Origin of the sequence: Psychrobacter sp. CAM01 (genome assembly GCF_032842965.1) — a bacterium.
GTDB lineage: Bacteria > Pseudomonadota > Gammaproteobacteria > Pseudomonadales > Moraxellaceae > Psychrobacter > Psychrobacter celer.
Window position 1 is genome coordinate 45,919 of record NZ_JAWJBL010000009.1, and the last position, 26,912, is coordinate 72,830.

A 26,912-nucleotide genomic window follows, 5' to 3' on the forward strand; every position below is an offset into this window, starting at 1 on the left:
CGTGAGCCTCACGCCTCAAATCATCGTATCAACAAAAAAGCGACACCATTGTATCGCTTTTTATTGTTGGCGCTTTTTGTCGCTTTTCGTTAAGGCAAAGCGATAAACGATAGGCTATCAGTTGATTGTCGTTGATCAGTTAATTGTCATTAAGTGATGCAGATACCGATGACGGCCTTGTGACCACGCCAGGTAAAGGGCGTGATATAGCTTTGCCGATCTTTGGGTAGATACGACACGTTGGGCGCGCTCTCGACGATGTGCGGCGGCGAGATGATAAACTCTGACCCAAATTCCGTCCGAGCGTTACCAGAGATGGTGTTGGCCATCTCTCCGAGTAAGTCCTTCAACATCATAATAGAGGAGTCGGTCTCGCCCATCACCTGAACCACCGCACGCAGCATCGCGCTTGGCGCACTGACATAAACGCAGCCTTGTAGCGGGCCTGAGATTTTGATAACGCCGCTGTAGTCATAGCCTACCGCTGTCTTATTGTTATTTAAATAAGGCGTATCGATGTCTACTTCTGTCCCATCAATCTGCGTAAAAAACGCATTAATTGAACTTAAAAACACGCCCAATTTTTCTACTTTAATCATAATAACGAACATCCGTATTAGAACGTAATAGCGAGATCATCAATCCTGCAAACAGACCACAATCTCACCGACTTGCGAATGCCAAGTGATCGGGATGATAAAAGAACGCTCATCGTTTGGTAGGACGATACTTTTGGGCGCTCCTTTAAACACAAACGGTACCGAGATATGAAACTCTGAGCCAAACTCAGTACGGGCGTTGCCTGCGATGGTATTGGCAACCTCGCCTGCTAGATCAATATAATTGTCATCACTTTTATCAGTCTCGCCCATGCTATCTAGTAGCGAGGACAACAATTTGTGAGTCGCCGAAAAATACACCACGCCTTTTTGACCACCAGAGATGCCAATCACGCCAGTGTAGTCATGTACTTTGGGCTGTTTGTTTTCTAGCAAATATGGCGTGTCAGCGACGAGCTCTTCTCCACCAAACTGATCAAAATAATTGCTAATGATGTTTAAAAAAATCTGTAGCTTTTGTTCTTTCATATAGACATTACTCAAGTCGTTGAATGGTATTAATCTTGCACCAGCTCGTGCAAAGACTCTACAAGCTCTTCTTCTGAAAACGGCTTGCACAAAAACCCACTAGCACCAAGCGATAGCGCCTCAATCCCCGTGGCTTTATCAGACAAAGCAGATACGACTAAAATACGGACATCTGGATCCGTGGCGATGATTTTTTCGATACACTCCAAACCATCCATTTGCGGCATGGTCAGATCCATGGTGATCACATCAGGACGATGTATATTAAACTTCTCTAGCGCCTGCACACCACTGGTAGCAGTAGCGACCAGCATAAACTCACCTGAGTCATACGCACGCTGAATACGGTTTCTAATGATATTAGAATCATCAACAATCATTAATTTATGCATAACCTATTACCTGTAATGAGGCACATCGTTGTGGTGAACGATATGCCTAACCTCTCTTATTAAGCTTTTGGTAGTGTAATGACAAATCTTGTCATTTTGCCCCGTTCACTATTTACATTCAGCTTGCCGTCGTAGTCCTTGACCAGTGATTTGATGATGTCCAAACCCACGCCGCGACCACCGTCTTCATCAGCATCTTCTTTGGTAGAAAAACCTGAAGAAAACAGCTGCTTGAGCAAATCGCTATGCGTCAGCTGACTTGCTGCTTCATTATCGACGTGGTTTTCTGCCACCAATTTATGACGGATACTGTCGTAATCGATGCCTTGACCGTCGTCCTGCACAATGAGCATGACCTCTTGGCCGTTGTCTTGTACTTCTAGATCAATCTTGCCTGCTGTTTCTTTACCGAGCGAATGACGGACGCTTGGCGCCTCGACACCGTGCACCACAGCATTTCGTAGCAGCTGGATACCAATCTCTTTGATGGGCTTGGCCAGACGCTCTGAGATATTGACTTGGGTCAATGTATGGCTGTTGAGCTGTACTTGCTTGCCCTGTCTTGCGGCAATATCTTTGGCAAAATCACGATAAAAAGACAGCTGATCTTCAGCTGCATCATCACTCAAATCGATATCTTGACCGCCATCCAAACTGATGTTACCAATCGTCAAGCTGGTTGGTTGGCTTTTGGCCGCGGCGCTCTCAGCAAGCGCTATGCTTTGCTGTGCCACGGCATCACTTAATGCGGTGGTAGAGGTAGTAGCGGGCTTGCTAGGAGCAGGCTCTGAGCGATTGATACGCTCACCTAGCGTGGCAATGGTGTTCGATAGGCTGAGTAAGTCATCTAGATGGACCGCCAATGGTAAGAAGTCATTACCTGATAGTTGGCCTTGGTTTTGTAAGGCATGCAATTTGTCTTCGGCATCTGAGGCAATCTTGGTAAAGCTGTGCAGTTTTAGCGCTGATGCTTCGCCTTTTAGACTATGCATTTCGCGATAAATGGCTTTTAGCTTATTTTCCAGCTCGTATTGCGAGCTACCAGGATTTTTTAAGATGTTGTTCATCTTATTGATATGCGCCTCAGTGTTGGCGATAAACTCATTAATGATCTTAGGGTTTACATTTAAGATGGTGGTGAGCATCTCGATTTGCATGTCGTTTTGCGAGCGCTCTTTTTCTAAGCGCTGCTCTAGGTAGACGGCATCAGAGACATCATTGACGTTGACCAAAATACGGGCGATGTCTTTTTTGTCATAAACGCGTGAGAATTTAAAATCCAAGAAGCGGCTATCAGCGCCTTTATTTTCACCGGCGTTGTGTAGCATGACCTTATGTAAAGGGTTTAGTGAATCCACCAGCTTTTCTTTGACGCGCGGGTTGTATAACTGCTCGATAAACTGCTTGGTGGTGTTTAGGTCTTTATCAGAGATACGACCACGTAAGACACTGGTAAAGTTCTCACCTGCCAAATTGTCAGCACCAATGATGCTATTGAGGGCACGAGAGTGCTGTTGACCAATTTTCAAGTCTTTATCTAGCAAGAATAGACCAGTATTGACCGTTTCCATGATTTCTTGTGTTTCGCGGCGCGCAGCAGCAGCTTCGGCATCGGTCTCACGTAAGCGGCGCACAAAGAAGAATACGAAAATCAAAAAGTAAGCAAAAATCGCCGCAACACCCAACACCTGAATCAGACGAATGGTGGTGGCTTGGCGCTCTGCATTACTAAATACGTCGCGTGTCAGATTATCTAGCGAGTCGTTGATCAGCAAACTGGAGGTTTTGGCTTGCTCATAAGCTAATGCCAGCTCATCTGAAGAATCAATCCGGATATCACCAGCAGTTTCTAAATAATTGACAATTAGTGGTTTTAGAGTATTCCACTCTCCCCGTGCCTCTTCTAAAGCTGCCAACTCACCCGCTGTCTTGATACTAGGAATATTATAAACAGTACCTGCGGCATCGGTATATTTCGAACCCTCACGCATACTGATAAGCAATTGATCGATTTCTTGAGTGTTACTCTCCAACCTTTTCCTAACACGCTTTTGATGGGGGGAGTTAATATGCTCCCCCACACTACTTTGCAAGTCAAACAGATCCTTAATAATCGCTTGAGCATTATTAGCTGTTTTATTAGATATATTTACAAGTGTTGTATTACGTTCAAGAACACTTGATGTATAAAACGTAAAGGCGAGCAACACCCCAATCAATGCCAAGAAGGCAGCGATGGACAGAATCAAACCTCGGTAACGGGAGTTACCGTTTTGAGTTGATACAGTCATAGCATATTCCTTTTAATATAGATAAATTCATATTTATTATTTATTTAAAAATAATACGTTCCATCACTATTACACTTAAGACTACTGCAACATTTGTTGTTGCTGTAAAGACGTCTTTGTCAGATCTGTACCAAACCATTTAGTGGTTAATTTGGCATAGGTGCCATCTTCTTGAAGCTCTTTAAGGCCAGTATTTACTTTTTTAAGTAAGTCAGGGTGGCTTTTATCAATCAAAAATACTTTTCGAGCACCCTCTGCTTTGATACTTTCATAATCAAAGTATAGTGGCTGGAGGCTTGGTAAGTCGTTTAGGGTATAGCGAAGTACACCCGAATCATCTACTACAGCATCAACTTTGTCTTGCGCCATGGCTTCTACTGCTGCAAACGTGGTTGGGTACTGTTCTACAGATTCAGTTTTGTACTCTCCCTTAGCAAAATATTCATAAGGCTCTGAGTTACTCAAAACACCTAGTCTGACGTTACCTAAATCGTTTAAAGACTGGATATTTAATGATTTATCTAGATATACAATACTAGTAGGGAGCGGTGCATAGGGATTTGAAAGTAGATACTTACTAGCTCTTTCATTACTATAGGTCAAACCTGCCGCAACCATATCTCGGCTTTTGTTATCCAAGTTATTGAATAATCCTTCCCAAGGATCGTTATAAACCTCGATTTTAAACCCTTGATTTTCGCCAATATATTGCATTAGCTCGATATCGAATCCAGTTACATTTCCATATTCATCCTTAAACTCATAAGGCGCATAATTGGCTTCAGTACCCACTTTGATGACTGGAGCAGTATCCGGTAAGTTACTTACAAAACTGTCTTCATTTTTTGTCACTGGTGTGCCAGCTGCGTTGGTATTTTCTGTGGTAGAAGAATTACCACAACCAAATAAACCAACGCTTAATATAACTGGTACTACTCTATATAACTGCATCATGTTTTGTCCTTAAAGTTGCAACGCTTGTTGTCTTAACATCACTGTATGGTAACTGTCAGTTTCAAAAAACCTTACATTGTAAACATAAAGTTACAATTTACACTAATTTTTTTCCAAATGAAATATTTCTGATAAATTTGTTTGGTGACAACAAACTATTTATTTTCAATCAACTACGATTAAACATGACACTTCAGTCATTATAAGACGTGTCTTATAAAAGCATCAGGCTCTGCATTAACCACGCGTAGCGCTCATGTATCAAAACCCTTTTATTAAGACAAAAAAAACACCCAATATTGGGTGTCTCAAAAACTTGCAGCCGCTACTCTGCGTCATCGAGGTCTAAATCACGATCTATCTGCCAGATTAAAAACGCACCCAAGCTCATCAGGACAAAAAGTGCAATACCCATTTTTAACACTGGATTAAGAGGGAATAAGTTTAATAATAAACCACCAAAAATACCTACTGAAAACATCAGCGAGCCTTGCAGCGCGCTTGCCATACCCGCACGCTGCTTTTGAAAAGCCAGCGCAATCGCTGAAGCGTTTGGCTGGGTCAATCCCAAGCCTGCAATACAAAAGAAAATACACGCCAGCACCAGTGGCAACCAAGCATCGGTCCCCAAAAATATACCGACAACAAACAACGTGCCGGCAGAGAGCACCTGCATCATCGCCCCGAAACGTAATATGCTCAAGATACGAAAGCGATTGGTCAACCACTGATTCAGCTGAGTCAAACCCACAAACCCTGCCGCATTCACTCCAAACAACCAGCCAAAATGCGTGGCCGAGACGCCATAAGTATCCATAATTAATTCAGAAGCTGAGCTGATATAGACAAACATCGCACCCATCAACAGCCCGCCGCCGATTGCAGGATAGTTAAAGCTGGGATCTTTTAACAAATCCCAATACTGGCTCAGCACTTCTCTGGCAGGGCGTATGTTACGGTTCTCTTCGGTAAGGGTTTCAAAAAAGAAGAACTTGGTGAGCAGTAAGTTGAGGACCCCAAAAGCCGCCAAAAACCAAAAAATAGAGTGCCAATTAAAAAACTGTAAAAACAGTGCGCCCAGAGACGGCGCGAGTATCGGTGCCAGTCCCATCACCAAAATCATGATAGAAAAAGCTTTTGCGGTTTGTTTAGCCGTTAGCCGATCACGAATCGCAGCTCGAGTTACCACTGCCCCAACGCAGGCCCCAAGAGCCTGCATGGTACGACCGACAAACAACACATACTCATTATCCGTAGTGGCACAGATAACAGAAGCAATCACATAAAGCGTCATGCCCATATACAGCGGCTTGACTCGACCAACGCGATCGCTAAAGGGGCCGTAAAACAACTGACCAAATACCAAACCCACAAAATACGCTGGGACTGAGTTGGCCATAAAGGCGGTTGACACACCAAAATCATCTGCCATCGAGGGTAGTGCTGGCAGATACATATCGATGGATAAAGGCCCTACCGCGACGATCAGCCCGAGCATCATAATCCAAGCAACGGGCAAGTCAGCCGAGCGAACACGCTCGGCGGCGATGGGTTTTGGAGGTGGGGAGGATTTTGGAGCAGACATATTTAGACCAGATTATATAGTGATTATTGTTTTATATTTTATAGTTTTACGATAGCGTTTTTGGTTTGCTGTCGTCATAAAATGGCAGCTTATAGCAATAGTGCATATTTACCAACGTCTATGCAAGCGGACAATGTTATATGGGGGTTATATCGTGATTTTGACCGCCATTGCAATAGACGCCTAACGCGAATAAAACAAACCTTAACCACTAAAAACAATCATTGTAAAACCTCAGGTTCTGTCTAAATTTTTCTACCTATGATGTAAACCTTTATGATTTATGACTCATTATAGAAGACTAGCGAAACTGTCGCTTGGCAAAGGTGGTGCTGGCTTGCTTGGCTTTTCTCAGTGCAAGCTTGCGATTGCGGCCCAGCATCATTTTTAGCTGCCACATCTTTTCTTTATAGAGCGTGGTTGCAGGCTGATGATGCATGGCATTGATCACACGCTTACTGGCGAGCACCGCATCTGGTGAGCGCTCGGCAAGCTCAGCAGCGAGATGCTTTGCTTGCTCAAGCGGCGTCTCGCTGCAATGACTGACCAGACCCAGCGCTTTGCCTTCGCTAGCATCGACGACGCGTGCTGTCATCGCCAGCTCTTTTAGCACGTCTTCTCGTACCACGCCATACGCCGATTGCGTCAGACCCATGTCTGGCACCAGCCCCCACTTGGCTTCCATGATAGACAGTTTACACTCAGGATGGCTGATGCGCACATCACACGCCAGCGCCAATTGTAGCCCTGCGCCGATACAGTAGCCCTCTAAAACCGCGATGACCGGTACTGGCACATCGCGCCAGACCAAGCAAACACGCTGAAACGAGCTTTGCCACGGCTTCACCAGCTCCCACACCGCAAACGCTTGGTTTTTGGGATGGTTCAAATCGCCCAAGTCGATACCGGCACAAAACGTCCCTTCGGCACCGTTTAAGATAACCGCTCGTATCGTCTTATCTTTGCTCACTCGGCCTGCCACAGCGATCAGCTCTTCTACGACCTTAAAGCTCATGGCGTTTTTTTTGTGCGGACGATTTAACGTCACAGTGAGTATATTATCAGTGACACTCACTTGTAGCGTTTCGTATTGGTAAGTTGCAATGGCGTTCATAACGATCCTTATTTATGAATGGGTAAAAGATAGACTGATAGCGATAATATTAGCAGGCTTATCCATATCCTACCTTAGCAATAACTGACTGCCACGATACTTTATAGCGAGACTGCATTGTCAATCTCAAATAAAAGAAGTATGTGATTTTTCGCACGCGACTGGTATCAATTTTGCTTGCTGTACGATGCAGGCAGATGCTGCGTAAAATCACTCCTAGTCGCACGGTATTTATTTTATGGTGGATCGACTATACGGGCATGGCAACATGAAGTCGCGCTTTTTACTGTTTCTCAATCACTATTACTCAGTCACTATTTCTAAATCGTTATGCCTAAATCATTTTCCACGTCATGTCGTTTTCGCTGAGACGGTGGTAATTGAGCTGCGGATAAGCGGACAAATCCAGCGTTTGCAAATTATTTAATGCGGTTAGTAGCGCTTCGTAATAAGGCTGGAGCATAGCAAACTGCGCAGGCGTGGTATGCTGGATATTTAATAAACACTTATCTTCTAAATCTTGGCTGGCCTGACGCAGCTGCGGCACGCCAGTATAGCGGCTACCGCCCAATATACGATGGGCAATCTGCGCCAACATACTACGGTCGCGCGCCTCCCAGGCTTGAGTCAACGCTTGCTTTTCATCATTGATGGTGTCGAGCATCATGATGATCAGCTTGGCTGCCAGATCAGGCTTGTTGGCTGAGCGAGTCAGCGCATCTTGCCAGTCCAAAATCTCTGAGTTCGGGCTGTCTATCGCTGTATCCTTGTGCTCATTCTGACGTGCGGCTAGATCAGTATTTGGTTTGCTGGCATGATCCATCGACCCTGACGGCGGGCTCAGCAGCGGCGCCTGTCCTTGCTTTTGTAAGCGTAAGCTGTCGTAGCGCGGCTGAGTCTCTCGCGGTGTCTCTCGTCTATAGTCTTCGCGCGGCTGACTGTCACGTAAATAGTCATCACGGATTTTTTTGAGTGATAATGGTCGCGTTATTTTTGGCGGCTCGCTAGCATCGGTGGTGCGCGCGCTTTTACTGACAGGATACGTGCTGGTCGTCGCGCCCAGCGGCCATTCTGAGAAGGTTTGCGTGTCGGTATCTGTTGATGCGTCGGTGTGACTAGAGGCCGCATCCGTGTCTTGCAAGCCAAGTCCATGTAGATTGGCTTCAGATAGCGCGGTTAGTTGCGGCGTGGTCGAGGTGCGCCCCAGCCATTTTTGCAGCACTTGCAGCAACTGCGGCTGACTAATGGGTTTACCGACATAGTCGTTGATACCACTGGCTATCAGCTTGTCACGCTCATCAGCTAGCCCATGTGCGGTCAAGGCGATGATAGGAATGTGACCGTCATCGCTTTCGATACTGCGGATTTGCTTGGCCGCTTCATGCCCAGACATGCGCGGCATTTGGATATCCATAAATATCAAGTCGATGTTGTCTTTATGGGTGTCTTTATCTTCATTGGCAGTCTCCTCTGCATACAGCGCAGAGTTTGACTTTTTGCTCATGTCATCTCGCGCTTCGGCTTTAGAGAGCTGGGTTTTATTTGACAGGCTTTGCTTTTGGTTTTTGGCAGTTTTTAGATTTTTGGTTTGCTGCTTACTGATAATCTCTATCGCATCAAAACCGCTACTGGCGGTGACGACATGAATACCCAGCTCGCTAAGCAGCGCATCGAGTACCAAGAGATTGGGCAGATGATCATCCACCGCCAACACCGTCACCCCTTTCCAGCGCGGCTCTTGCAGACTCGTTGGCTGGCGGCGATTTTGTGTATCGAGCATGGCATACAGCTGCCTTTTATCCAAAGGCTCATATAAGATATTGGCATGATAACGATTGAGCAGAGCCTGATCGGCGGCCACTTGATAGCCAAAGACAGCAAGCTTGCCCTGATAGTGCAGACGAATTTGTTTTAATAGCGCCATCATATCGTCTTGGGTATCATCATCGACGATGACCCAGTCCCAGTAATTACCATGCTCTTTTAACGATTCAAGCACACCTGGCAATGAGTTGGCTTGGGTCAGCTGAATTGGTAAATATTGCAGACTGGCTTTGAGCACTTGTATCGAAGCTGGATGGTTGATCCACACCAGCACATTAAACTCATCAGTCTCGCTAGCAAGCGGCGCGAGCACAGGCAACTCAATGGTCTGCCCTGTCGACGCCTCGAGCACATCGACGTGCGCTGGCATACGAAACCAAAACGTCGCGCCTTGATTGGCAATGTTTTCTTGCGCATTGTCATAAAACCCAATATCACCGCCCATCAATCGCGTCAGCTGCTTGGAGATGACCAAACCCAGCCCAGTCCCGCCATACTGACGCGTGATAGAAGGGTCGCCTTGACTAAAGCTTTGAAACAGCATTTTTTGATCAGCAAGCGAGATGCCCTTACCGCTGTCTTGCACACTTATCATCAGATAATTATCACGGTGATCATCAAGGCTGACCCGCACCACCACATCACCACTGTCGGTAAACTTAATCGCATTGCCAACGATATTGGTCAGTACCTGCTTAAGGCGTAAGGCATCGCCATTGATACGCATCGGCACATCGTTATAAAACAGCACTGCCATGCGCAGGCCTTTTTCGGCGGCGACTGGCGAGAGCATATCGACCACATCATAAATGGTGTCATAAAGATCGAACTCATGACGATCAAGCACCAGCTTGCCCGCCTCGATTTTAGAAAAATCCAAGACATCGTTGACCAGCGCCAGCAGATGCGCTGAGGATTTACGAATGGTCTGTACGTACAAATCTTGCTCAGGATTTAGCTCGCCGTGACGCGCCAGCAGGTTGATAAAACCATCGATACTGTTGAGCGGGGTGCGTAGTTCGTGACTGATATTGGCCAAAAACGCCGATTTGGCTTGGCTGGTTGAGATGGCGGCATCACGCGCGTTTCTGATCGAAATGTTTTGCATTTCCATCTCATCAAACGCCAAACGCAAGTCATCCTCAGTCTGCTCGGCATGGTCTTTGAGGTCTTGAAAGCTTCTGTGCAAGCGGCGCAAGGTATTGACCAAATCTTGCTGCAATAAGTTTAGCTCGCCATCCGATTCCACCGGAATCGGCTGATATAAATTGTCGACGTGAGTGCGCTGCAACTGCAAGCGCAGCTCATAAATCGGTGCGATCCAGCGTTTTGAGTAAATGTTTAAACTCAACAGCAAAATCAGGATGGTAAACAACCCCGTAATCACCAGCGCCATGGCGATGCGATAACGCGCGATATACAGCGGCTCGTTGTCCATATCGACGAGCAACCACAGCCGCTGCCCTTCAAACTCACCAAGCACGCTGCCATAAGCGGTGCCGATCGGTGTGGGCTTTTGCGAGATAAATTGCGCTGAAGCATCAATCAATGGCCAAGGCTCATTGAGCCCATAACCGACCGTGGCCAGCACCTTATTGTCTTCATTGACAATCGCGATGCGCTGCACGTGCTGCTCGGACTGCATGCGGCCTAGCCTGTCACGAATGCCCTCTAGAGTCGAGACGGCAGCCTTAGAGGCACTGCCCGCCTGCTGGCGCTCTTGCTCCAACAGCTCAGGAATCAGATCTGCAATCTCAGGGGTATAACGAATCAGCACCGCCTCGGCCAACACTTCTTGCTCAGAGTCGCTGGCACGCATGGTCTCATGAAACACCAAAATACCACCGACAGCGGCCAATATACATATCGGCAAAAACACCAATATGATCAGCTGACCATAAGCGCTACTGGTATCAAAACGTTTTTTGTGTGCCATGCAAGCTCGCTCTCATCTCAATGTTTTGCTAGGGCGTGTCCTCATTTTAAAACAATGATAAAAACAAGATAAGATGACTATCAATTAAATGGAGGACATACGCTAGGTTTATCACAGCGACTTTGCGCCATCGCGTCCTGTACTATAGCGCTATCGTTATCACTTGGCTATAGCTATCAGTCGTTGGATATTAGTCGTGGCGATAAGTGCGGTGGCTGCATCATAACGCCTCTGAATCATACAAGTATTTTAACAGTGTTTGTCTCAACTACCATTTATAAGCATCATTCATTTACCAAAATCTCTGCATGCATTCAGCGTAGGCAAAAACAAAATGATATAATGGCGCAGCTTTTTACTTGCCGCTATTTTTGCGCGCTGTCATGCCCATTTGGCGACAGGCTCATCGTATGCATCGGTAGACGAGCGTTTGCATGCACGGCGACAACGATAAAAAAACTGTCGTTGATGTTGGGCAATCGAGGTCAACACGGTCACACTTTGCAAGTGCATAAATCAGGTTTGAACATTCATATTAACAATAAGGGTATCTTATGTCAGCTACGGCCACGTCAAACGCCACCTTCATCTCTCAAGTTACCGCCCTTGCCGATTGCGTCGGGCAGACACCCTTGGTGAAACTGCAGCGCCTGCCCGAGCAAGAGCAGATTGCGGGTGGCACGGCGGTCTTGGCCAAGCTAGAAGGCAATAACCCAGCAGGCTCGGTAAAAGATCGCCCAGCATTTAATATGATTTATCAAGCAGAGCGGCGCGGTGATATCAAACCGGGTGATATGCTGATTGAGGCCACCAGCGGCAATACTGGCATTGCGCTCGCCATGGTTGCCGCCATGCGCGGCTATCCGATGACGCTGCTGATGCCAACCAACTCAACCCAAGAGCGCAAAGACGCCATGACCGCTTATGGTGCCACCCTCATCGAAGTCGATGAAGGCATGGAAGCGGCGCGCGACTTGGCCCTGCAGATGCAAGCCGATGGCAAAGGGATTGTATTAGACCAGTTCAACAACCCTGACAATAGCCAAGCGCATTATCTCACCACAGGCCCTGAGCTGTGGAAGCAGACTGATGGCAAAATCACTCACTTTATCAGCTCAATGGGCACCACAGGCACGATTACTGGGGTGTCTCGCTATCTAAAAGAGCAAAACCCAGATATTAAAGTGATTGGTCTACAGCCTGATGAAGACGCTTCTATCGCAGGCATCCGCCGGTGGCCTGCTGAGTATATGCCAGGTATCTTTGATGCTGATTTGGTCGATGAGGTGATGGATGTCGATCAACGTATCGCCGAAGTCTATATGCGTAAACTGGCCAAAACCGAAGGTATTTTCGCTGGGGTATCATCTGGAGCAGCTGCATGGGCGGCGCTGCAAGTCGCCAAAGCCAATCCAGACGCCGTCATTGCTTTTATCGTCTGCGACCGCGGCGATCGTTATTTATCGACTGGTTTATACAATGTAAATGACGACAAGGTTAATGACGACAATATCGTTAACGGTACAGAAAACGCCGCACAATAAGCTAACAATTAATTAGGTTTACCTATGTCACAAGCCTTACCATCCGACCCGATACTGGTCTTTGATATCGAGACCGTTGCAGATACTGATGCGGCGCGCCGTATCTACCCTCAGTTGGCTGAGCTTAACGATGCCGATGCCCTAAGCGCACTGACAGCGATACGCACACAAGAGGCAGGACATGATTTTATGCGCTTGCCGCTGCAGCGTATCGTCTGTATATCAGCGCTGTATATCAAAGACGGTCAGTTTTCTTTGTTTTCTTTGACGGCGGACAAATTTAGCGAAAAAGACATTCTTGCTAAGTTCTTTCGGGCGTTTAGTGACCTTAAAAAACTGCCGCAACTGATCAGCTGGAACGGCTCTGGCTTTGATATTCCGGTGCTTATTTATCGCGCCATGCAATACGACTTGGCAGCACCGTGGCTATTTGAAGAAGGCGAGCGTATCAAAAATATGCGTTTTGATAATTATGTCAATCGCTTTCATACTCGCCATCTAGACTTGATGGATAGATTTAGCCAGTATGGTGCCAGTCGCCGCGAAGCCATGGATGTGGTCGCAAGCCTCTACGGTCTGCCTGGCAAGACCAGTGTCGATGGTAGCATGGTGGGCGATCTGGTTAATGAGGCAGATTGGCAGACACTGTCGATATATTGCGAGTCTGATGTCATGAATACGTGGCTGATTTACTTGCGCTGGTTACGACTAACCGGACAGCTGTCTTTGCAGGATTTTGATATATGGCAGCAGCAGAGCCTGACTTATTTAAGACAATATACCCAAGCAGATGGTCGCCTACGTCATCATGAGTTTATCGCTGACTGGTCATCTGCGCCCAAATCTTAAAAAGCCCAAGCTATAAAACGGCGCTATAAATAAGATGGTCAGTTGAAAGTAAATTTGTTGTAGGTTTAAGTACGCTACTGGTATAAATTTTACTTGCGTGCTGCGTTCACAGAGGCTGCGCAAAATTCATCCCAGTAGCGCTTGTACTCTTTTTCGAGTGAATTTATAGCACTCACCCTTATTTTTCGTTATTTATCATTTATTATTAAGGCAGGTTTATGCAGCCCACCGATTCAAAGACTTCTACGGCACCCGAGGCGACGACGCCTGAGAGCGCTCGCCAAACAATCACCATTCCGCCCAACAAAAAAAAATCCAAGCCCTCTTCAAAGACGCGCCGGCGGTTAAAAGAAGCCGAGCCACTGCCTTTTTCGATTGATGGTCTATCGCATGATGGTCGCGGCGTCGCGATATATGGTAATGGCTTTGGCGTAGATGACGGCCATATCGAAGACAAGCACGGCAAAAAAGTCTTTGTCAGCTTTGCCCTACCAGGTGAGAGCGCTTTAGTGAAGCTGACCAACAGTCGTGCCAGCTTTGAAGAAGGCGACGCTGTGAGTATTACGGCCAATCCAAACCCTGAGCGTGCAGTTCCGCCCTGCCCGCATTTCGGCGTCTGCGGCGGCTGTAGCTTGCAGCATTGGCAGCCAGATGGCCAAATCGATTTTAAGCAATCAGTATTGGCAGAGATGCTCATTCATCAGGCCAATGCCAAGCCTGATATTTGGCTGGCACCTGTGGTCGGTGATCGCCTCGGCTATCGCACCAAAGCGCGCTTGGGCGTACGCTATGTCGCCAAAAAAGAAACAGCGTTGGTCGGATTTCGAGAGCGCTCTAGTAACTTTTTGGCGGAGCTAAACGAGTGTCATATTCTAGATCCGCGTATCGGTTTTGAGATCGAAAACCTAAAAGCGCTGATTAGTACTTTAGAGAGCCGTGACAAGATTGCCCAGCTTGAGCTGGCGATGGGTGAACAAATAGACGGGGTACCAGACGGCAATCAGCCCGTTGCTTTGATCGTACGCAATTTAGCGCCGTTGTCAGATGCTGATGTAGAAAAACTAAAGGCGTTTTTTGCAGCGCGCAGCTGGCAGTTATATCTACAGCCCAAAGGTGCTGATAGCATTCAGCGTATCGCCTTGAGCGCTGATGATGATATGAGTCAGCAGTTTGGACGTTTGTATTATCAGTTACCTGAGTTTGATCTGACGTATGAATTTATTCCAACTGACTTTACGCAAGTGAACTTATCCGTCAACCGTCAAATGACCAAGCTTGCTTGCGACTTGTTGGATTTAAGAGCAGGCGAACGGGTACTGGATTTGTTTAGTGGACTGGGCAATTTTAGTCTACCCTTAGCGCGGCTTGTCGGAGAGACAGGCTCGGTGGTCGGCGTAGAAGGCAGTGACGCGATGACCGCGCGCGCCGCAGACAACGCTCGTCGTAATGGCCTTAACAACACAGAATTTTATAGTCAGGATTTGACGCATGATTGCTCAGATCAGCCGTGGGCCAACCAAGGCTTTGATGCGCTCTTGATCGACCCACCACGCTCTGGCGCGTGGGAGATTATGCAGTATCTGCCCAAGTTCAACGCTGAGCGCATCGTTTATGTCTCTTGTAACCCAGCGACGCTCGCGCGCGACACCAAGGCCTTATTAGAGCAAGGCTATCGCCTGACGCATGCTGGGGTGATGGATATGTTTTGTCATACCGGTCACGTAGAGTCCATTGCCCGTTTTGAGAAGGTTACAGTTTGATATTACCGGCGTGTCCTTATCAAAAAGGGACACGCTGTCTTTACTAAAACTATAGATAGTATCGAGAGATAAACCCGCTATTTCAATCTATCAACAACAGACATTACATAGCCTCGCTTGATTTGTCCCCTCAAAATGAGATAATAATAAACAATCTTCCTATGTCTACTCTATCAGCACATGGCGAAGACTGCGCTCATAGCTTTATATATTTTACTTGCATTTTATAGCTGCTAAAAAAGGATTTTTTAGCAGTTGTATTGGTTTATAGCTGACACTTTGTGATTTCATCCAAAGTGCGTGTAGAGTAGATGAAGTTATAATCAATTCAAGATAGCTAAGAGGAGTCGGCTATGGTTAAAATTCGTGAAGGATTGCCGCTGGTGGATGGACAAACCACTCAAGCCGACAGTGCCACACTAGCGGCGCAACTGGTTGCGAGCCAGCGCTCTCACCAATCTGCCAATAGCTATGCCCAAATTCCTCTCGATATCAAATACCAACTGGCCACTCATAAGCTGCACACCACCTTTGATCGCTCCGCCGACCATGCACTGCATACTCATGATCCAAAACTTGCCAATGAGTATGCAAACAATCCGCTTTTGGACAAAAACAACACTTTAACCAAAAAAGAGCTGGAGGCGATCAATCTAGATCAAGTCAACATCGACGTCCCAACGTGGCTGGACAATGTCGCCAAACGTATCGGCCAAGATGCGGTGCCCAATCTCAACGCCGCTTGTGAGTTTATTCGCAGCCATATGAATACCAGTGAGTCCGAGCGCTCAGGCGCTTATGTCACAGGTATTGGCATGACCGATATTTTGACGTATCTGTATCAAGACGAAGATGCCCTAGTGGCAGCGATGCTCTATCGTAGCGCGCGCAAGTCTATCATTAGCCTGACAGATATCGAAAAAAAATTCGGGGCAGATATCACTACTTTGGTCAAAGACACCCTAGCGATGGGTAAGCTGTCGGAGATCATCGAGAGCAACAAGCGTTTAGAAGATCACTTTGTCAATAACCAGCGTGACCAGCTCTCTAATATCTACAGCATGCTCATCTCAGTCACCAACGATGTCCGTGTTGTACTGATAAAGCTTGCCGAGCGTACCTTTGCCATGCGTGAGCTGACGTTTTCTAGTGAGGAGCGGCAAAATCGCGTGGCGCGAGAAGTCATGACCATCTATGCCCCACTAGCGCACCGATTGGGTATCGCCCAATTAAAGTGGGAGCTGGAGGACTTAGCTTTTCGCTATCTGGCACCTGAGCGCTACAAAGAAATCGCTAAGCTGCTGTCAGAAAAACGCAGTGAGCGCGAGTCTTATATCCAGCGCGTGCAAGACAAGCTCAATGAGGCACTGGCAGACGCCGGTATCGAAGGAGAAGTATCGGGCCGCGTCAAACACATCTACTCGATTTATCGAAAAATGAAGCTCAAAGGCTTATCGTTTGATCAGCTTTATGATATTCGGGCGCTGCGGGTTTTGGTCACCAGCCCCTCAGATTGCTATCACGTACTTGGGCTCGTGCATGGTTTATGGCGCTATATTCCTGAGCAGTTTGACGACTATATCACCAACCCAAAGTCCAACGGCTATCGCTCGCTGCATACTGCCGTCATCGCCGAAAACAAATCGCTGGAAGTACAGATTCGAACGCACGAGATGCACTTTGAGGCCGAGCTTGGCATGTGTGCGCATGTCAATTATAAAGAAGGCCTAAAAAACAAAAAAGACAATTACCTCAATCAAAGAATCAGCTCGCTGCGGCAGCTTTTGTCCATTAATAACGAAACCCGCAATCAGCCGCGCTCAGCAGTTGTAGCAGGTGAAGAAATCGAAGAGCTGGAGCTTGATGAAGAAGAACAGTTAGTCGATTTTGATGAGCTGGAGCGCATTTATATCTTTAGTCGTGATGGCGATATCACCGAGCTGCCAAAAGGCGCGACCGTGCTTGATTTTGCCTATTATGTCCATACGCAGGTGGGCAACCGCGCACAGGCAGCGCGGGTCAATCAGCGCTATGTGCCGCTGACCTACCAGCTCAAAACAGGCGAGCAAGTAGAGATCATCACCAAAGCCTCACGTGAGCCTAATCGTGATTGGCTGGTGGCCTCGCTTGGTTATATTCATACCAACCGTGCACGCTCAAAACTACGCCAATGGTTTAACAAGCAAGACCGTGACAAAAACATCGAGATTGGACGGCAGATGCTCAGCAAAGAGCTTGAGCGCTTGTCCGTACACCCCAACAGCATTGATCTTAATGACTATACCCAGCATTTTAATGTCAATAATACCGATGATATCATCGTCGGGTTGGTCACCGGTGACATCGGCTTAAACCAGCTCACCAGTCATATCTCGCGTCAGCTACAGCTAGAGCCGGAGCGACCGCCAGAGGATTTTGTACCCAGTGTCGATACCAAAGACACAAGCAAGCTCGATGCCTATAAGATACGAATCGATGGATTGGACAATATCGAGATTAGTTTGGCGGGCTGCTGTCATCCTATCCATGGCGAACCCATCGCCGGCTATATCACTTTGTCACGCGGTGTCAGTGTCCACAATCGTGGCTGTCCAGAATATATGCGTCTTATCGAGCGTGATCCTGAGCGCGAGGTAGAGGCCAGCTGGCGCGTCCAACCTGGCCGCTATCAACCAGTCGATATACATGTAGAGGCCTATGACAGACGAGGGCTATTACGCGATTTGACACAGATTATTGACAAAGAAAACGTCAATATTCGCCAAGTTGAGACGTTAAGTAATGACGACAATATCGCTTTTTTAAAGTTCCACATCGAAGTATCAGGACTGGCGCACTTGTCTAAACTATTGGCCAAGCTCGAGCAGCAGCACGGTATCTTGCATGCCAGACGTGCCGTCGCATAAGGCGCGTATTTTTATAGTTTGTCCCTTGACCTGAGCTTGCACACTTACCTTAATCATAGAGTTATCATAAAACACCATGCCAGAATTGCCTGAAGTAGAAACCACCAAAACCAGCCTAAGTCCCTTACATGGTCAGCAAGTCGTTGACATACAAGTATTTCAGCCAAAACTGCGCTGGGCTATGCCAGATGATTTGGGAATTTTGATTCATCATACCTTAGTCAGTGTGGAGCGCCGCGCCAAATACTTGATACTAAACTTCTCACCCTTTGTTTCTGATGATGGCTCTCACTCTCAGCATGCTCATATAAAGGAGCCAAAAAAGCTATTGGTGCATTTGGGCATGTCAGGCAGCCTGCAACAACACGCGCATGCGACCGAAAAACGTAAACATGATCATCTGGTGATCACATTTCGCGATACCGATAACAACAAAACCCAGCTGCACTACTATGACCCTAGACGGTTTGGCTCGGTGCTCTGGCATCGAGACTATCGCACCAAGCTGCTTGATCACTTAGGCCCTGAGCCTTTGTCAGAGGCGTTCACCGCTGACTATCTGTACCATCTGATTCAGCGGACAACTGCACCTAACGACAGCAATGATACAGCGGCTGCCAGTACCACTAAGTCAAAGAAACAGCCGATCGCCCGCGCAATCAAATCAGTAATTATGGAGCAGCAGGTCGTCGTTGGTGTGGGCAATATCTATGCGACAGAAAGCCTATATTTATCAGGTATTCACCCCGCCACTCCAGCCCATCAGCTCTCCTATGAGCAGCTATTGGTTTTGGTCGCTCATATCAAAGATATTTTATTAAAAGCCATAGAGCTGGGCGGCTCGACCCTACGCGACTTTACGGTGGCAAGCGGCACCACGGGTTATTTTCAGCAGACACTCAATGTTTATGGCAGACAAGGAGAAGCTTGTCCACACTGCGATACACTTCTTGAAAACATCAAACTTAACGGCCGAGCAAGTGTCTATTGTGCCAACTGTCAGCCGCTAAATCCTTAGGTGATACTCACCTGTTAGCAGCTCAGCCGACTGTTACCTTATTGGTTTTAAACAGCCATTCATCGCTCTACTGCTTATCGATAATACAATCGCCGTTTATATTTCCGCCGCGCGATTGTACGCATTTTTGTTGCTTATTGGCGCACATCTTGCTTTAATAGTGCTAGTACTTACATAAATTGTGCGAATCGTTCATCTATCTGTAATATTCAAGCTGTTTATTACTGCGGTAATTTTATAGGGACGCGGTTTCCTAATTGCTTTAAAAACAGCAGCAAACCATATTAATCATGAGTTTTAGGATATCATTATGACTGTTAGAGCCAACAACCAACGCGCCGTTAAGCAGAAATTTTTTACAGCAGTCGCAAGCTTAGGTTTGATGGCAGCTAGCATGCAGCCTGCGTTGGCAGCGATAGAGATTGATGAAAGCGACTTTGGCCCTTCTTATGAGACCATGGTCGTGGATACCGTCGTGGGTAAGCCTTTGCAGCTGGTCAATGCGGTGGCTGGCACCGCCGCTTATATCGTCAGTTTGCCATTTTCTATCATCGGGGGTAATCCAGATCAAGCGCAGCAAAAGCTGTTCGTTGAGCCGTGGAGTGCAATGGGGCGCTGCTTAGGCTGTACCGTCGCCGAAGACAACTATTATAAATCGCAAGCCGTCAATGATAACGTCGTACGTATCGTTGTAGACCAGCCATCAGAGATCTTAATCAATACTAACGACTACGTAGTCGTAACCCCTTAGTCTTTGCTTCTTTGCTCTAAACCTCTTACATTAGTCTTTGTTCTAAATCTCATTATCTTTTGTCCTAACACATATGCAAAAAAAACGGCTAACCCTAGGGTTAACCGTTTTTTTACTGAACTTTTAGCTTAAATAAACTTTAGTACTATATTTTAGCACTGAGTGTTTAAACTCTGGTTTGTCTTATGCTTTTTTGCTACGGCTGTGACGCTTACGCTCACTTTCCGTCAAATAACGCTTACGGATACGAATGGCTTTTGGTGTCACTTCGACCAATTCATCGTCTTGAATAAATTCAAGCGCTTGCTCAAGGGTGAACTTCACAGCTGGCGTCAATGTCAACGCTTCATCAGTACCACTAGCACGAACGTTGGTTAGCTGTTTTGCCGTTGTGGGGTTAACGGTCATATCATCACTACGTGAGTTTAGGCCGACGATCATGCCTTCGTAAACTTCTAGCTGTGGCTCAGCAAAGAGCTTACCGCGTTTTTGTAGGTTAAATAGTGCAAAACCTAGACATACGCCATTGGCCATAGATACTAATACACCATTAGCGCGGCCACCGACATCACCAATCTTTTGAGGACCATAGTGAGAAAAGCTCGATGTCATGATGCCCGTGCCTGAGGTCAACGTTAAAAATTCAGAACGGAAACCAATCAAACCGCGCGCAGGTATCGTCGCTTCAATACGCATACGACCTTTACCATCAAGCTCCATATTGGTCATCTCGCCTTTACGCAGACCAACTTGCTCCATGATAGGGCCTTGATGCTCTTCTTCGATATCGAACACCACGTTTTCATACGGTTCTTGTAGCTTACCATCGACTTCTTTTACGATAACTTCAGGACCTGATACACCAAGCTCAAAACCTTCACGGCGCATGTTTTCGATCAATACTGAAAGGTGTAGCTCACCGCGGCCTGATACTTTAAATTTATCAGGAGACTCTGTATCTTCTACGCGCAGGGCGACGTTATGAATCAGTTCGCGCTCCAGGCGTTCACGAATATTACGTGACGTCACAAACTTACCATCACGACCAGCAAACGGCGAGTTGTTTACTTGGAAGTTCATAGAGACTGTTGGCTCATCAACCGTCAACGCTGGCAATGCTTCTACATGATTTGGATCACAGATGGTATCTGAGATATTTAGTGCGTCGATACCCGTAATACAAACAATATCACCTGCTTGCGCATCTTCTACATCGATACGCTCAAGACCGTGATAACCCATAATTTTTAAAATACGGCCGTTACGTGTTTTGCCGTTTTTATCAATAATCGTGACCTGTGTGTTGGTCTTTACTTTACCGCGCTGGATACGACCAACACCGATAACACCAACAAAACTGTTGTAATCAAGGCTTGAAATTTGCATACGGAATGGCGCATCTACATCTACTTGAGGTGGCTGTACCACATCAACGATGGTTTTAAACAGTGGCGTCATATCTTCTGCTAAATCATCAGCATCTAAGCCTGCAATACCGTTTAGCGCTGAAGCATATACTACCGGGAAGTCAAGCTGCTCGTCGGTTGCGCCCAAATTATCAAATAAATCAAAGATTTGATCCATGACCCAGTCAGGACGCGCGCCTGGACGGTCGATTTTATTGATAACCACAATCGGCTTTAGACCTTGCTCAAATGCTTTTTGCGTCACAAAACGAGTTTGTGGCATTGGGCCATCAACCGCGTCCACCACCAACAATACACAGTCAACCATTGACATAACACGCTCGACTTCACCGCCAAAATCGGCGTGACCTGGGGTGTCTACAATGTTGATACGGTATTCGGTACCATCTGTCTGATCTGTCCAGCGGATGGCTGTGTTTTTAGCCAAAATAGTAATACCACGTTCTTGCTCAATATCACCTGAATCCATCGCACGCTCAGCAATGTTTGCACGGTCGCCAAAAGTACCAGACTGATGTAATAACTTATCAACCAAAGTGGTTTTACCGTGGTCAACGTGGGCAATAATTGCAATGTTACGCAGGTGTTTGATATCGTTCGCCATATAAAATGCTCGTTTCGTCTTAAAAAAATGCAGTAGCAATAAGCGCCGCTGGATAAACTTTTATCATCAATCAGACAGGTATTTAATACTGATTTAAAAAGTCGTCCAATAAGTACCGACTTTCTAATTATTTCAAGAGAATCAAATATCTACACTGATAAATTCATCATACAGATAGCTATGCTAATGTACACTCTGTCAATTTACAGAATGTTTGGGCTGCTAGTATAACATTATTGCCCGATAAATTTATGTAATTACTTGCTTTTCTCAACACATAAACAAAAAAAAGCCACCCTATGGGCAGCTTTTTTTGTAACTATATATGAGTGTTTTCACTCAAGACTTAAGTCTATCAGTTGTTATTTACTGAACAACCATGTCCTTAGTTTGCTCAACAGTCATTGTTTTGTCGCCAGTGATGATGGCATAAACACGACGGTTCATAGCACGACCTTCTTCAGTGTCGTTTGGCGCGATTGGGTTGTTGTAACCATAGCCAACAGTGGTTAGACGGTTTGGCGCGATACCAAATTCGTTAGTTAGCATAGATTTAACCGCAACGGCACGCGCTTCAGATAGACGTTGGTTATAACGTGCTGAAGGACCAGTCTTAGAAGCATGACCTTCTACGCGAGCGGTAGAGTTAGGATATTCACGCATCTTCTCAGCAACTTTAGCGATTTCTGGCTTGTACTGGTTTTTGATCGTTGACTTGTCGTTGTCAAAGAATACGCGTAGTTCCATTTTTAGCTCATCAGTAATATCTACTGGAACTGGGCAGCCGCGCTCATCAACGACAACGTTCATTGGAGTGCCTGGGCAAGCGTCGATGCTATCAGGTACACCATCACCATCAGAATCAAGGTCATCAACAACCACGACTGGCGTGTTATCAACTACTGGCTCTTGCATAGGTGGTACTGCTACGGTAGGTGCTAAATGGCCACCAAGTACAACTTCTAGGCCGGCCAATGCCATGCCTTCCCACCAGTTGTTGTCAAAGTTGTGAATCGCACGAGCTTCACCACGTAGGCTTAGTGCATCATTGATACGATACATAGCACCTAGACCTAGGTTACCGATAGTGTCTTTAGAGTTTGCTACCTCAGTACCAGCGTCTACAGTTACACCAGCAGTAGTACCTTGAGCATCAGCTGTTGCTACATATTGCTCTTGGTTTTCTACTTTGATTTTAGATTGACCAGCACCAACCAATACATATGGTTTGAATGCGCTGTCGGTGTAGCCAGTGAACTCTTCAGTACCAATCAAGAAGTTACCAGAAAGCATGGTTTGTTCTACGTCAAAACGGTTTACGCCAGCATCTGCTGATCTTTCTGAAGCTTCACCATTGGTATTAGTAACACCATACTCAACTTGGAACTGCGTGGAAGGTGTCAATTCGATACCAAGAGCAGCACCAGTATAAAGACCACTTTCTTGTGCTACGCCACCGTTAAGGTTACCATTGCGACCATCGATTGGCTGCGAAGGGGTTTGACCATCCATATATAGGTCTTTACCAGTTCTTAGGATATCACGTTGCTTATCACTAGTATCGCTGAACTCTTCAGTCATGTGATAACCAAGTAATAGCGGGCTGATTGTTACGCCAGCATTTGCTGCTAAAGGCGCAGCTGCTACAGCAACCAGAGCTAGAGCAATTTTATTCAATTTCATGGACTTCCTCCAAAGGATAATTTTAGTGATGCGTTAAGCAAAACCGCTTCTCAAGACGCTCTAAAATAGACATCTTTTACGAATTTTAAGTTACAAAGCAAAACCAATTAAGGAGTAGCTTAGCGATTATCAATTCAGTTTACAACTTTTTTCGTTAACGAGCTACACATTATTACACGATAATGTCGTAACTAAAACACAATAACCAGCTTAAGTTACCTAGAACTAACACACCTTACGTTTTTTATCTTTTGTATGTCAGTTCGCAATAGATAGTTCACTTAACAATACCTACTGTCTGAGCGTATTTTAATACAGTTAGTAATTTTTCTCTATTGCTAAAACCCAACATTCACCAATTGAAACATTTTTTGACAGTAGACATATATTTTGTTTAAATTACATAAGTCGACATTTATTCACTGTAGAATATAGCGTATTTATACAGTTTTATGTAAAGCAAAACAGTGGCACTTTGATAAAAAACTAGCAATATATTCAAAAATACAAATATATGATGAAGTAACAAGGAAACAAGTGGGACCCCGTTATTAGATTCCTTCACTTAATATAGGTTACACACCTCATGAACTGGCTACTTAGGATAGAGCTACTTAGAATTTGCTGCGTTGGTCGCTTTGGTAAAGTAACGTTGGTCTTGGGTGCACTGCTATTTGATAAAGCAAGACGTTACTTGCTTTATAAGAGATGTAAAGACAAGAGAGGTAAAGACTGTATAGCCTGGTCGCCCCGCTCACCATATCCAACCACTTCATTAAATAAATCCAAGATCACGAATTGTCCGCACGTATATAAAGGTTGTCAGGGTTTTACCTTAATTCAGCTGATTATCACTGTGGCGATACTGGCTATTATAGCGATGATGGCGGCACCAGCCATACAGACGCAGCTGGCGCGGATGGAAGCTGAGCGCGTTAAAAACCAATTAGAGGATACACTTGCTTTAGCCAAGGCTGAAAGTTTTATCAGAAGACAAAACGTGTTGCTGTGCTTATCAGACGCAGGTGGCCGCTGTCATAGAAACAGTGACAAAACCCTCTTGTTATTTATCGATAAAAATAACAACAAGCACTTCGATGCGCAGGTCGATCAGCTGTTGGTGCAGCAGTCACTGAAGCTAAAATACAGTAAGGTGATGTTACGCGTAGGCGGCAGACGCCACTATACTAAGTTTTGGGGAGATAGTGGCAAGCCGCGTGGGCACTTTGGTCATATAAAATACTGCCCAACGGCCGCTTATAATAAAGCCATGTATCTTATCTCATTTAATCAACGAGGCATCATCAAGCAAAAGCACAATGAGCATCATCCTACGCAGTGTAATAGCTAAGGCGTGTCTTCAATTCACTCGATAGTTATCTAAGTAGGCTAAAAACGGCTCAATAAAGAATTATTTTTCTTGCATGCTGTGACGACGCCGCTCGCTGTATCGTTTTTATATCGGATTGGCTATATATGCATTAGCCGCCTTGATGCATGGCCTGCTTCATCATCACGACGGCCTGCTCTAGTCCGGCAAATACGGCATCTGCGATGAGCGCATGGCCGATGTTTAACTCATAAATCCCTTCTATCTGTGCAATGGCATAGACATTGTCACGTGTGAGGCCATGACCTGCATTGACCAGTAGCTGGTTATTGAGACGTTGCGCAGTCGCAACCGCCGCTTTGATGCGCGCAAGCTCATTTTGCTGGGCATCTGCATCACCGGCCAAACCTGCTTCGGCATAAGCACCGGTATGTAGCTCGATGGCATCCGCGCCGCACTCGATGGCTGCTGCGACTTGTTTGTCGTCAGGGTCAATAAACAGTGACACTTTAATGCCCGCCGCTTGTAGCTTACCGATATAATCGGTCAACCAAGCCAGTTGTCCTGCGACATCAAGACCGCCTTCTGTGGTTAGCTCAGCACGCTTTTCAGGCACCAGACATACCCAGTACGGCTTAACCTCACTGGCGATTTTTAGCATCTCCTCTGTTGCAGCGATTTCTAAATTCATTCTTGTCGTCAGCTGCTCGGCTATCTCATAGACATCAGCATCTTGAATATGGCGACGGTCTTCGCGTAGGTGTATCGTGATACCGTCGGCGCCTGCCTTTTCACACAGTAAAGCGGCTGCCAAAGGGCTTGGATAATTGACACCGCGTGCTTGACGCAATGTCGCTACATGGTCAATATTGACGCCTAGCAAAGGTTTTTGCAAAGTACCATGAGCGGCGGATAATGATGAAGTGGTCATAAGACATCCTTTTAATAACGAGACCTAATAGACAGACATGACTATTGATAGACGTAACGATTGATTGATAAACATGACTACCGCTAGACGCAGTTATTGATAGCGCCGCTGCTGCTGCCACAGCAATCGACTTTGCAGGGGCTGATACTCTAATAAATGATCAATCAGATGACGATGTAGTTTTGACCAGTCGTTTAGCGTCGTGGTAGTGATGCCTGACTGCGCCATTGTTATGATATCTGCACCCAAAAACACCGCATAGCCACTAGCATTTGTTAAACGCTCAGACTCTGAGTTATCACGCGATATGGCCAAAAACCCAGCATCTGGCAAAAACCGATATAGCCCTTCAGGCACAATCGCTTCTTGCATACTGTCATGACTGAGAGTCAGGGTAAAACCAAGCTCATCAAATAGGTGCTTTTCAAATTGACGCAAGCATAGACGCAGCTGCTGCTGGGTTAAAGGCTGTTTGAGTTGGTATAGGCTGTTTTGGTAGTGCTGCCACAGTGTCGGCATTGGATCTTCGGTTGGCAAAAGACGCCACAATATCTCGTTGAGATACAATGCTGAATACTGCTGTTGACCCGTGATTGTCTCATAAGGCATGGCAGTAAGCATGTGTGCGTCATCTACCGCTGCATTATCGTGATGGGCATCTGAAGAGACTTTTTCATCACTATTACTGTGTACAGCGATGTTGATTTGACTAAACGTCTTTAAATCACGCTTGCCACTGGCAAATAGCTGCAAAGGCATAAATAGCGGTGCGCCTTTTTTGCCAACTCCATGTACGACCCCATACTGCTGAGAAAAAAGACAATATAATGCGCGCTTTTCTTGATAAGGACGCTGATGCAATAAGTAACCGGTCAACGCTTCGTTACGCATGTCTATTACCTCAGCAACCATGTCTATCAGGTGA

At 46.1% G+C, this 26,912-nt stretch carries 19 protein-coding genes; 7 read left to right on the plus strand and 12 right to left on the minus strand.

Annotated features, from left to right (window positions below; genetic code table 11):
- Positions 1-149 precede the first annotated feature (149 nt).
- The 8 genes from R0I52_RS07530 to R0I52_RS07565 form a co-directional block, all read right to left on the minus strand.
- Complete coding sequence (locus R0I52_RS07530) at positions 150-599, minus strand: chemotaxis protein CheX (protein ID WP_317053821.1); 450 nt, start codon at positions 597-599, stop codon at positions 150-152.
- A gap of 39 nt (positions 600-638) precedes the next feature.
- Entirely contained in the window at positions 639-1,088 is a 450-nt protein-coding gene (locus R0I52_RS07535; RefSeq protein ID WP_075102027.1) for a chemotaxis protein CheX, read from the minus strand.
- 29 nt (positions 1,089-1,117) lie between these two features.
- Positions 1,118-1,480, minus strand: a complete 363-nt coding sequence (locus R0I52_RS07540) for a response regulator (protein ID WP_075102026.1) — start codon at positions 1,478-1,480, stop codon at positions 1,118-1,120.
- A 59-nt stretch (positions 1,481-1,539) separates the two neighbouring features.
- On the minus strand, positions 1,540-3,771 hold the full coding sequence (locus tag R0I52_RS07545) for an ATP-binding protein (RefSeq protein ID WP_317053822.1): 2,232 nt from the start codon (positions 3,769-3,771) through the stop codon (positions 1,540-1,542).
- A gap of 81 nt (positions 3,772-3,852) precedes the next feature.
- On the minus strand, positions 3,853-4,725 hold the full coding sequence (locus tag R0I52_RS07550; RefSeq protein WP_317053823.1) for a transporter substrate-binding domain-containing protein: 873 nt from the start codon (positions 4,723-4,725) through the stop codon (positions 3,853-3,855).
- A 325-nt stretch (positions 4,726-5,050) separates the two neighbouring features.
- Positions 5,051-6,310 (minus strand): multidrug effflux MFS transporter, encoded by a 1,260-nt coding sequence (locus R0I52_RS07555; RefSeq protein WP_317053824.1) that lies wholly within the window; start codon positions 6,308-6,310, stop codon positions 5,051-5,053.
- Positions 6,311-6,611: 301 nt separating this feature from the next.
- A complete protein-coding gene (locus R0I52_RS07560) occupies positions 6,612-7,424 on the minus strand; it encodes a crotonase/enoyl-CoA hydratase family protein (protein ID WP_317053825.1) in 813 nt (270 codons plus the stop codon).
- Between the two features lie 334 nt (positions 7,425-7,758).
- Entirely contained in the window at positions 7,759-11,184 is a 3,426-nt protein-coding gene (locus R0I52_RS07565; protein WP_317053826.1) for an ATP-binding protein, read from the minus strand.
- A gap of 554 nt (positions 11,185-11,738) precedes the next feature.
- On the opposite strand from R0I52_RS07565, the gene cysM reads away from it, so the two are divergent.
- From cysM to R0I52_RS07595, 6 genes are all read left to right on the plus strand, one after another.
- Entirely contained in the window at positions 11,739-12,728 is a 990-nt protein-coding gene (gene cysM / locus R0I52_RS07570) for a cysteine synthase CysM (protein WP_317053827.1), read from the plus strand.
- Positions 12,729-12,752: 24 nt separating this feature from the next.
- Positions 12,753-13,577, plus strand: a complete 825-nt coding sequence (locus tag R0I52_RS07575) for a 3'-5' exonuclease (protein WP_317053828.1) — start codon at positions 12,753-12,755, stop codon at positions 13,575-13,577.
- A gap of 218 nt (positions 13,578-13,795) precedes the next feature.
- The gene (gene rlmD, locus R0I52_RS07580) at positions 13,796-15,337 is read left to right on the plus strand and encodes a 23S rRNA (uracil(1939)-C(5))-methyltransferase RlmD (RefSeq protein WP_317053829.1); all 1,542 of its coding nucleotides are present in this window, start codon (positions 13,796-13,798) and stop codon (positions 15,335-15,337) included.
- A 353-nt stretch (positions 15,338-15,690) separates the two neighbouring features.
- On the plus strand, positions 15,691-18,243 hold the full coding sequence (locus R0I52_RS07585; RefSeq protein ID WP_317053830.1) for a bifunctional (p)ppGpp synthetase/guanosine-3',5'-bis(diphosphate) 3'-pyrophosphohydrolase: 2,553 nt from the start codon (positions 15,691-15,693) through the stop codon (positions 18,241-18,243).
- Between the two features lie 76 nt (positions 18,244-18,319).
- Positions 18,320-19,261: a bifunctional DNA-formamidopyrimidine glycosylase/DNA-(apurinic or apyrimidinic site) lyase gene (gene mutM / locus R0I52_RS07590; protein ID WP_317053831.1), complete on the plus strand. Its 942-nt coding sequence runs from the start codon at positions 18,320-18,322 to the stop codon at positions 19,259-19,261.
- A 310-nt stretch (positions 19,262-19,571) separates the two neighbouring features.
- Entirely contained in the window at positions 19,572-20,012 is a 441-nt protein-coding gene (locus R0I52_RS07595) for a hypothetical protein (RefSeq protein WP_317053832.1), read from the plus strand.
- Between the two features lie 183 nt (positions 20,013-20,195).
- On the opposite strand, the gene typA is transcribed toward R0I52_RS07595, so the two are convergent.
- Together typA and R0I52_RS07605 are read right to left on the minus strand one after the other, a co-directional pair.
- Positions 20,196-22,043, minus strand: a complete 1,848-nt coding sequence (typA, locus tag R0I52_RS07600) for a translational GTPase TypA (protein WP_317053833.1) — start codon at positions 22,041-22,043, stop codon at positions 20,196-20,198.
- A 366-nt stretch (positions 22,044-22,409) separates the two neighbouring features.
- On the minus strand, positions 22,410-23,726 hold the full coding sequence (locus R0I52_RS07605) for an OmpA family protein (RefSeq protein WP_317053834.1): 1,317 nt from the start codon (positions 23,724-23,726) through the stop codon (positions 22,410-22,412).
- Between the two features lie 586 nt (positions 23,727-24,312).
- On the opposite strand from R0I52_RS07605, the gene R0I52_RS07610 reads away from it, so the two are divergent.
- Entirely contained in the window at positions 24,313-25,077 is a 765-nt protein-coding gene (locus R0I52_RS07610) for a Tfp pilus assembly protein FimT/FimU (protein ID WP_410524047.1), read from the plus strand.
- A 130-nt stretch (positions 25,078-25,207) separates the two neighbouring features.
- On the opposite strand, the gene pdxJ is transcribed toward R0I52_RS07610, so the two are convergent.
- A complete protein-coding gene (gene pdxJ, locus R0I52_RS07615; RefSeq protein WP_317053835.1) occupies positions 25,208-25,987 on the minus strand; it encodes a pyridoxine 5'-phosphate synthase in 780 nt (259 codons plus the stop codon).
- A gap of 93 nt (positions 25,988-26,080) precedes the next feature.
- Positions 26,081-26,878 carry a DNA repair protein RecO gene (gene recO, locus R0I52_RS07620; protein WP_317053836.1) on the minus strand — a complete coding sequence of 266 codons (798 nt, stop codon included), beginning with the start codon at positions 26,876-26,878 and terminating at the stop codon, positions 26,081-26,083.
- Between the last annotated feature and the right edge of the window lie 34 nt (positions 26,879-26,912).

What these genes read in the sequence shown, in the direction of transcription:
- R0I52_RS07550 (WP_317053823.1), bottom strand. Translation starts at nt 4,725, where the DNA reads ATGATGCAGTTATATAGAGTAGTACCAGTTATATTAAGCGTTGGTTTA.
- recO (WP_317053836.1), bottom strand. Translation starts at nt 26,878, where the DNA reads ATGCGTAACGAAGCGTTGACCGGTTACTTATTGCATCAGCGTCCTTAT.
- R0I52_RS07575 (WP_317053828.1), top strand. Translation starts at nt 12,753, where the DNA reads ATGTCACAAGCCTTACCATCCGACCCGATACTGGTCTTTGATATCGAG.
- R0I52_RS07545 (WP_317053822.1), bottom strand. Translation starts at nt 3,771, where the DNA reads ATGACTGTATCAACTCAAAACGGTAACTCCCGTTACCGAGGTTTGATT.
- R0I52_RS07605 (WP_317053834.1), bottom strand. Translation starts at nt 23,726, where the DNA reads ATGAAATTGAATAAAATTGCTCTAGCTCTGGTTGCTGTAGCAGCTGCG.
- R0I52_RS07610 (WP_410524047.1), top strand. Translation starts at nt 24,313, where the DNA reads ATGAACTGGCTACTTAGGATAGAGCTACTTAGAATTTGCTGCGTTGGT.
- R0I52_RS07530 (WP_317053821.1), bottom strand. Translation starts at nt 599, where the DNA reads ATGATTAAAGTAGAAAAATTGGGCGTGTTTTTAAGTTCAATTAATGCG.
- rlmD (WP_317053829.1), top strand. Translation starts at nt 13,796, where the DNA reads ATGCAGCCCACCGATTCAAAGACTTCTACGGCACCCGAGGCGACGACG.
- R0I52_RS07540 (WP_075102026.1), bottom strand. Translation starts at nt 1,480, where the DNA reads ATGCATAAATTAATGATTGTTGATGATTCTAATATCATTAGAAACCGT.
- R0I52_RS07565 (WP_317053826.1), bottom strand. Translation starts at nt 11,184, where the DNA reads ATGGCACACAAAAAACGTTTTGATACCAGTAGCGCTTATGGTCAGCTG.
- R0I52_RS07535 (WP_075102027.1), bottom strand. Translation starts at nt 1,088, where the DNA reads ATGAAAGAACAAAAGCTACAGATTTTTTTAAACATCATTAGCAATTAT.
- typA (WP_317053833.1), bottom strand. Translation starts at nt 22,043, where the DNA reads ATGGCGAACGATATCAAACACCTGCGTAACATTGCAATTATTGCCCAC.
- R0I52_RS07555 (WP_317053824.1), bottom strand. Translation starts at nt 6,310, where the DNA reads ATGTCTGCTCCAAAATCCTCCCCACCTCCAAAACCCATCGCCGCCGAG.
- R0I52_RS07560 (WP_317053825.1), bottom strand. Translation starts at nt 7,424, where the DNA reads ATGAACGCCATTGCAACTTACCAATACGAAACGCTACAAGTGAGTGTC.
- cysM (WP_317053827.1), top strand. Translation starts at nt 11,739, where the DNA reads ATGTCAGCTACGGCCACGTCAAACGCCACCTTCATCTCTCAAGTTACC.
- pdxJ (WP_317053835.1), bottom strand. Translation starts at nt 25,987, where the DNA reads ATGACCACTTCATCATTATCCGCCGCTCATGGTACTTTGCAAAAACCT.
- R0I52_RS07585 (WP_317053830.1), top strand. Translation starts at nt 15,691, where the DNA reads ATGGTTAAAATTCGTGAAGGATTGCCGCTGGTGGATGGACAAACCACT.
- R0I52_RS07595 (WP_317053832.1), top strand. Translation starts at nt 19,572, where the DNA reads ATGACTGTTAGAGCCAACAACCAACGCGCCGTTAAGCAGAAATTTTTT.
- mutM (WP_317053831.1), top strand. Translation starts at nt 18,320, where the DNA reads ATGCCAGAATTGCCTGAAGTAGAAACCACCAAAACCAGCCTAAGTCCC.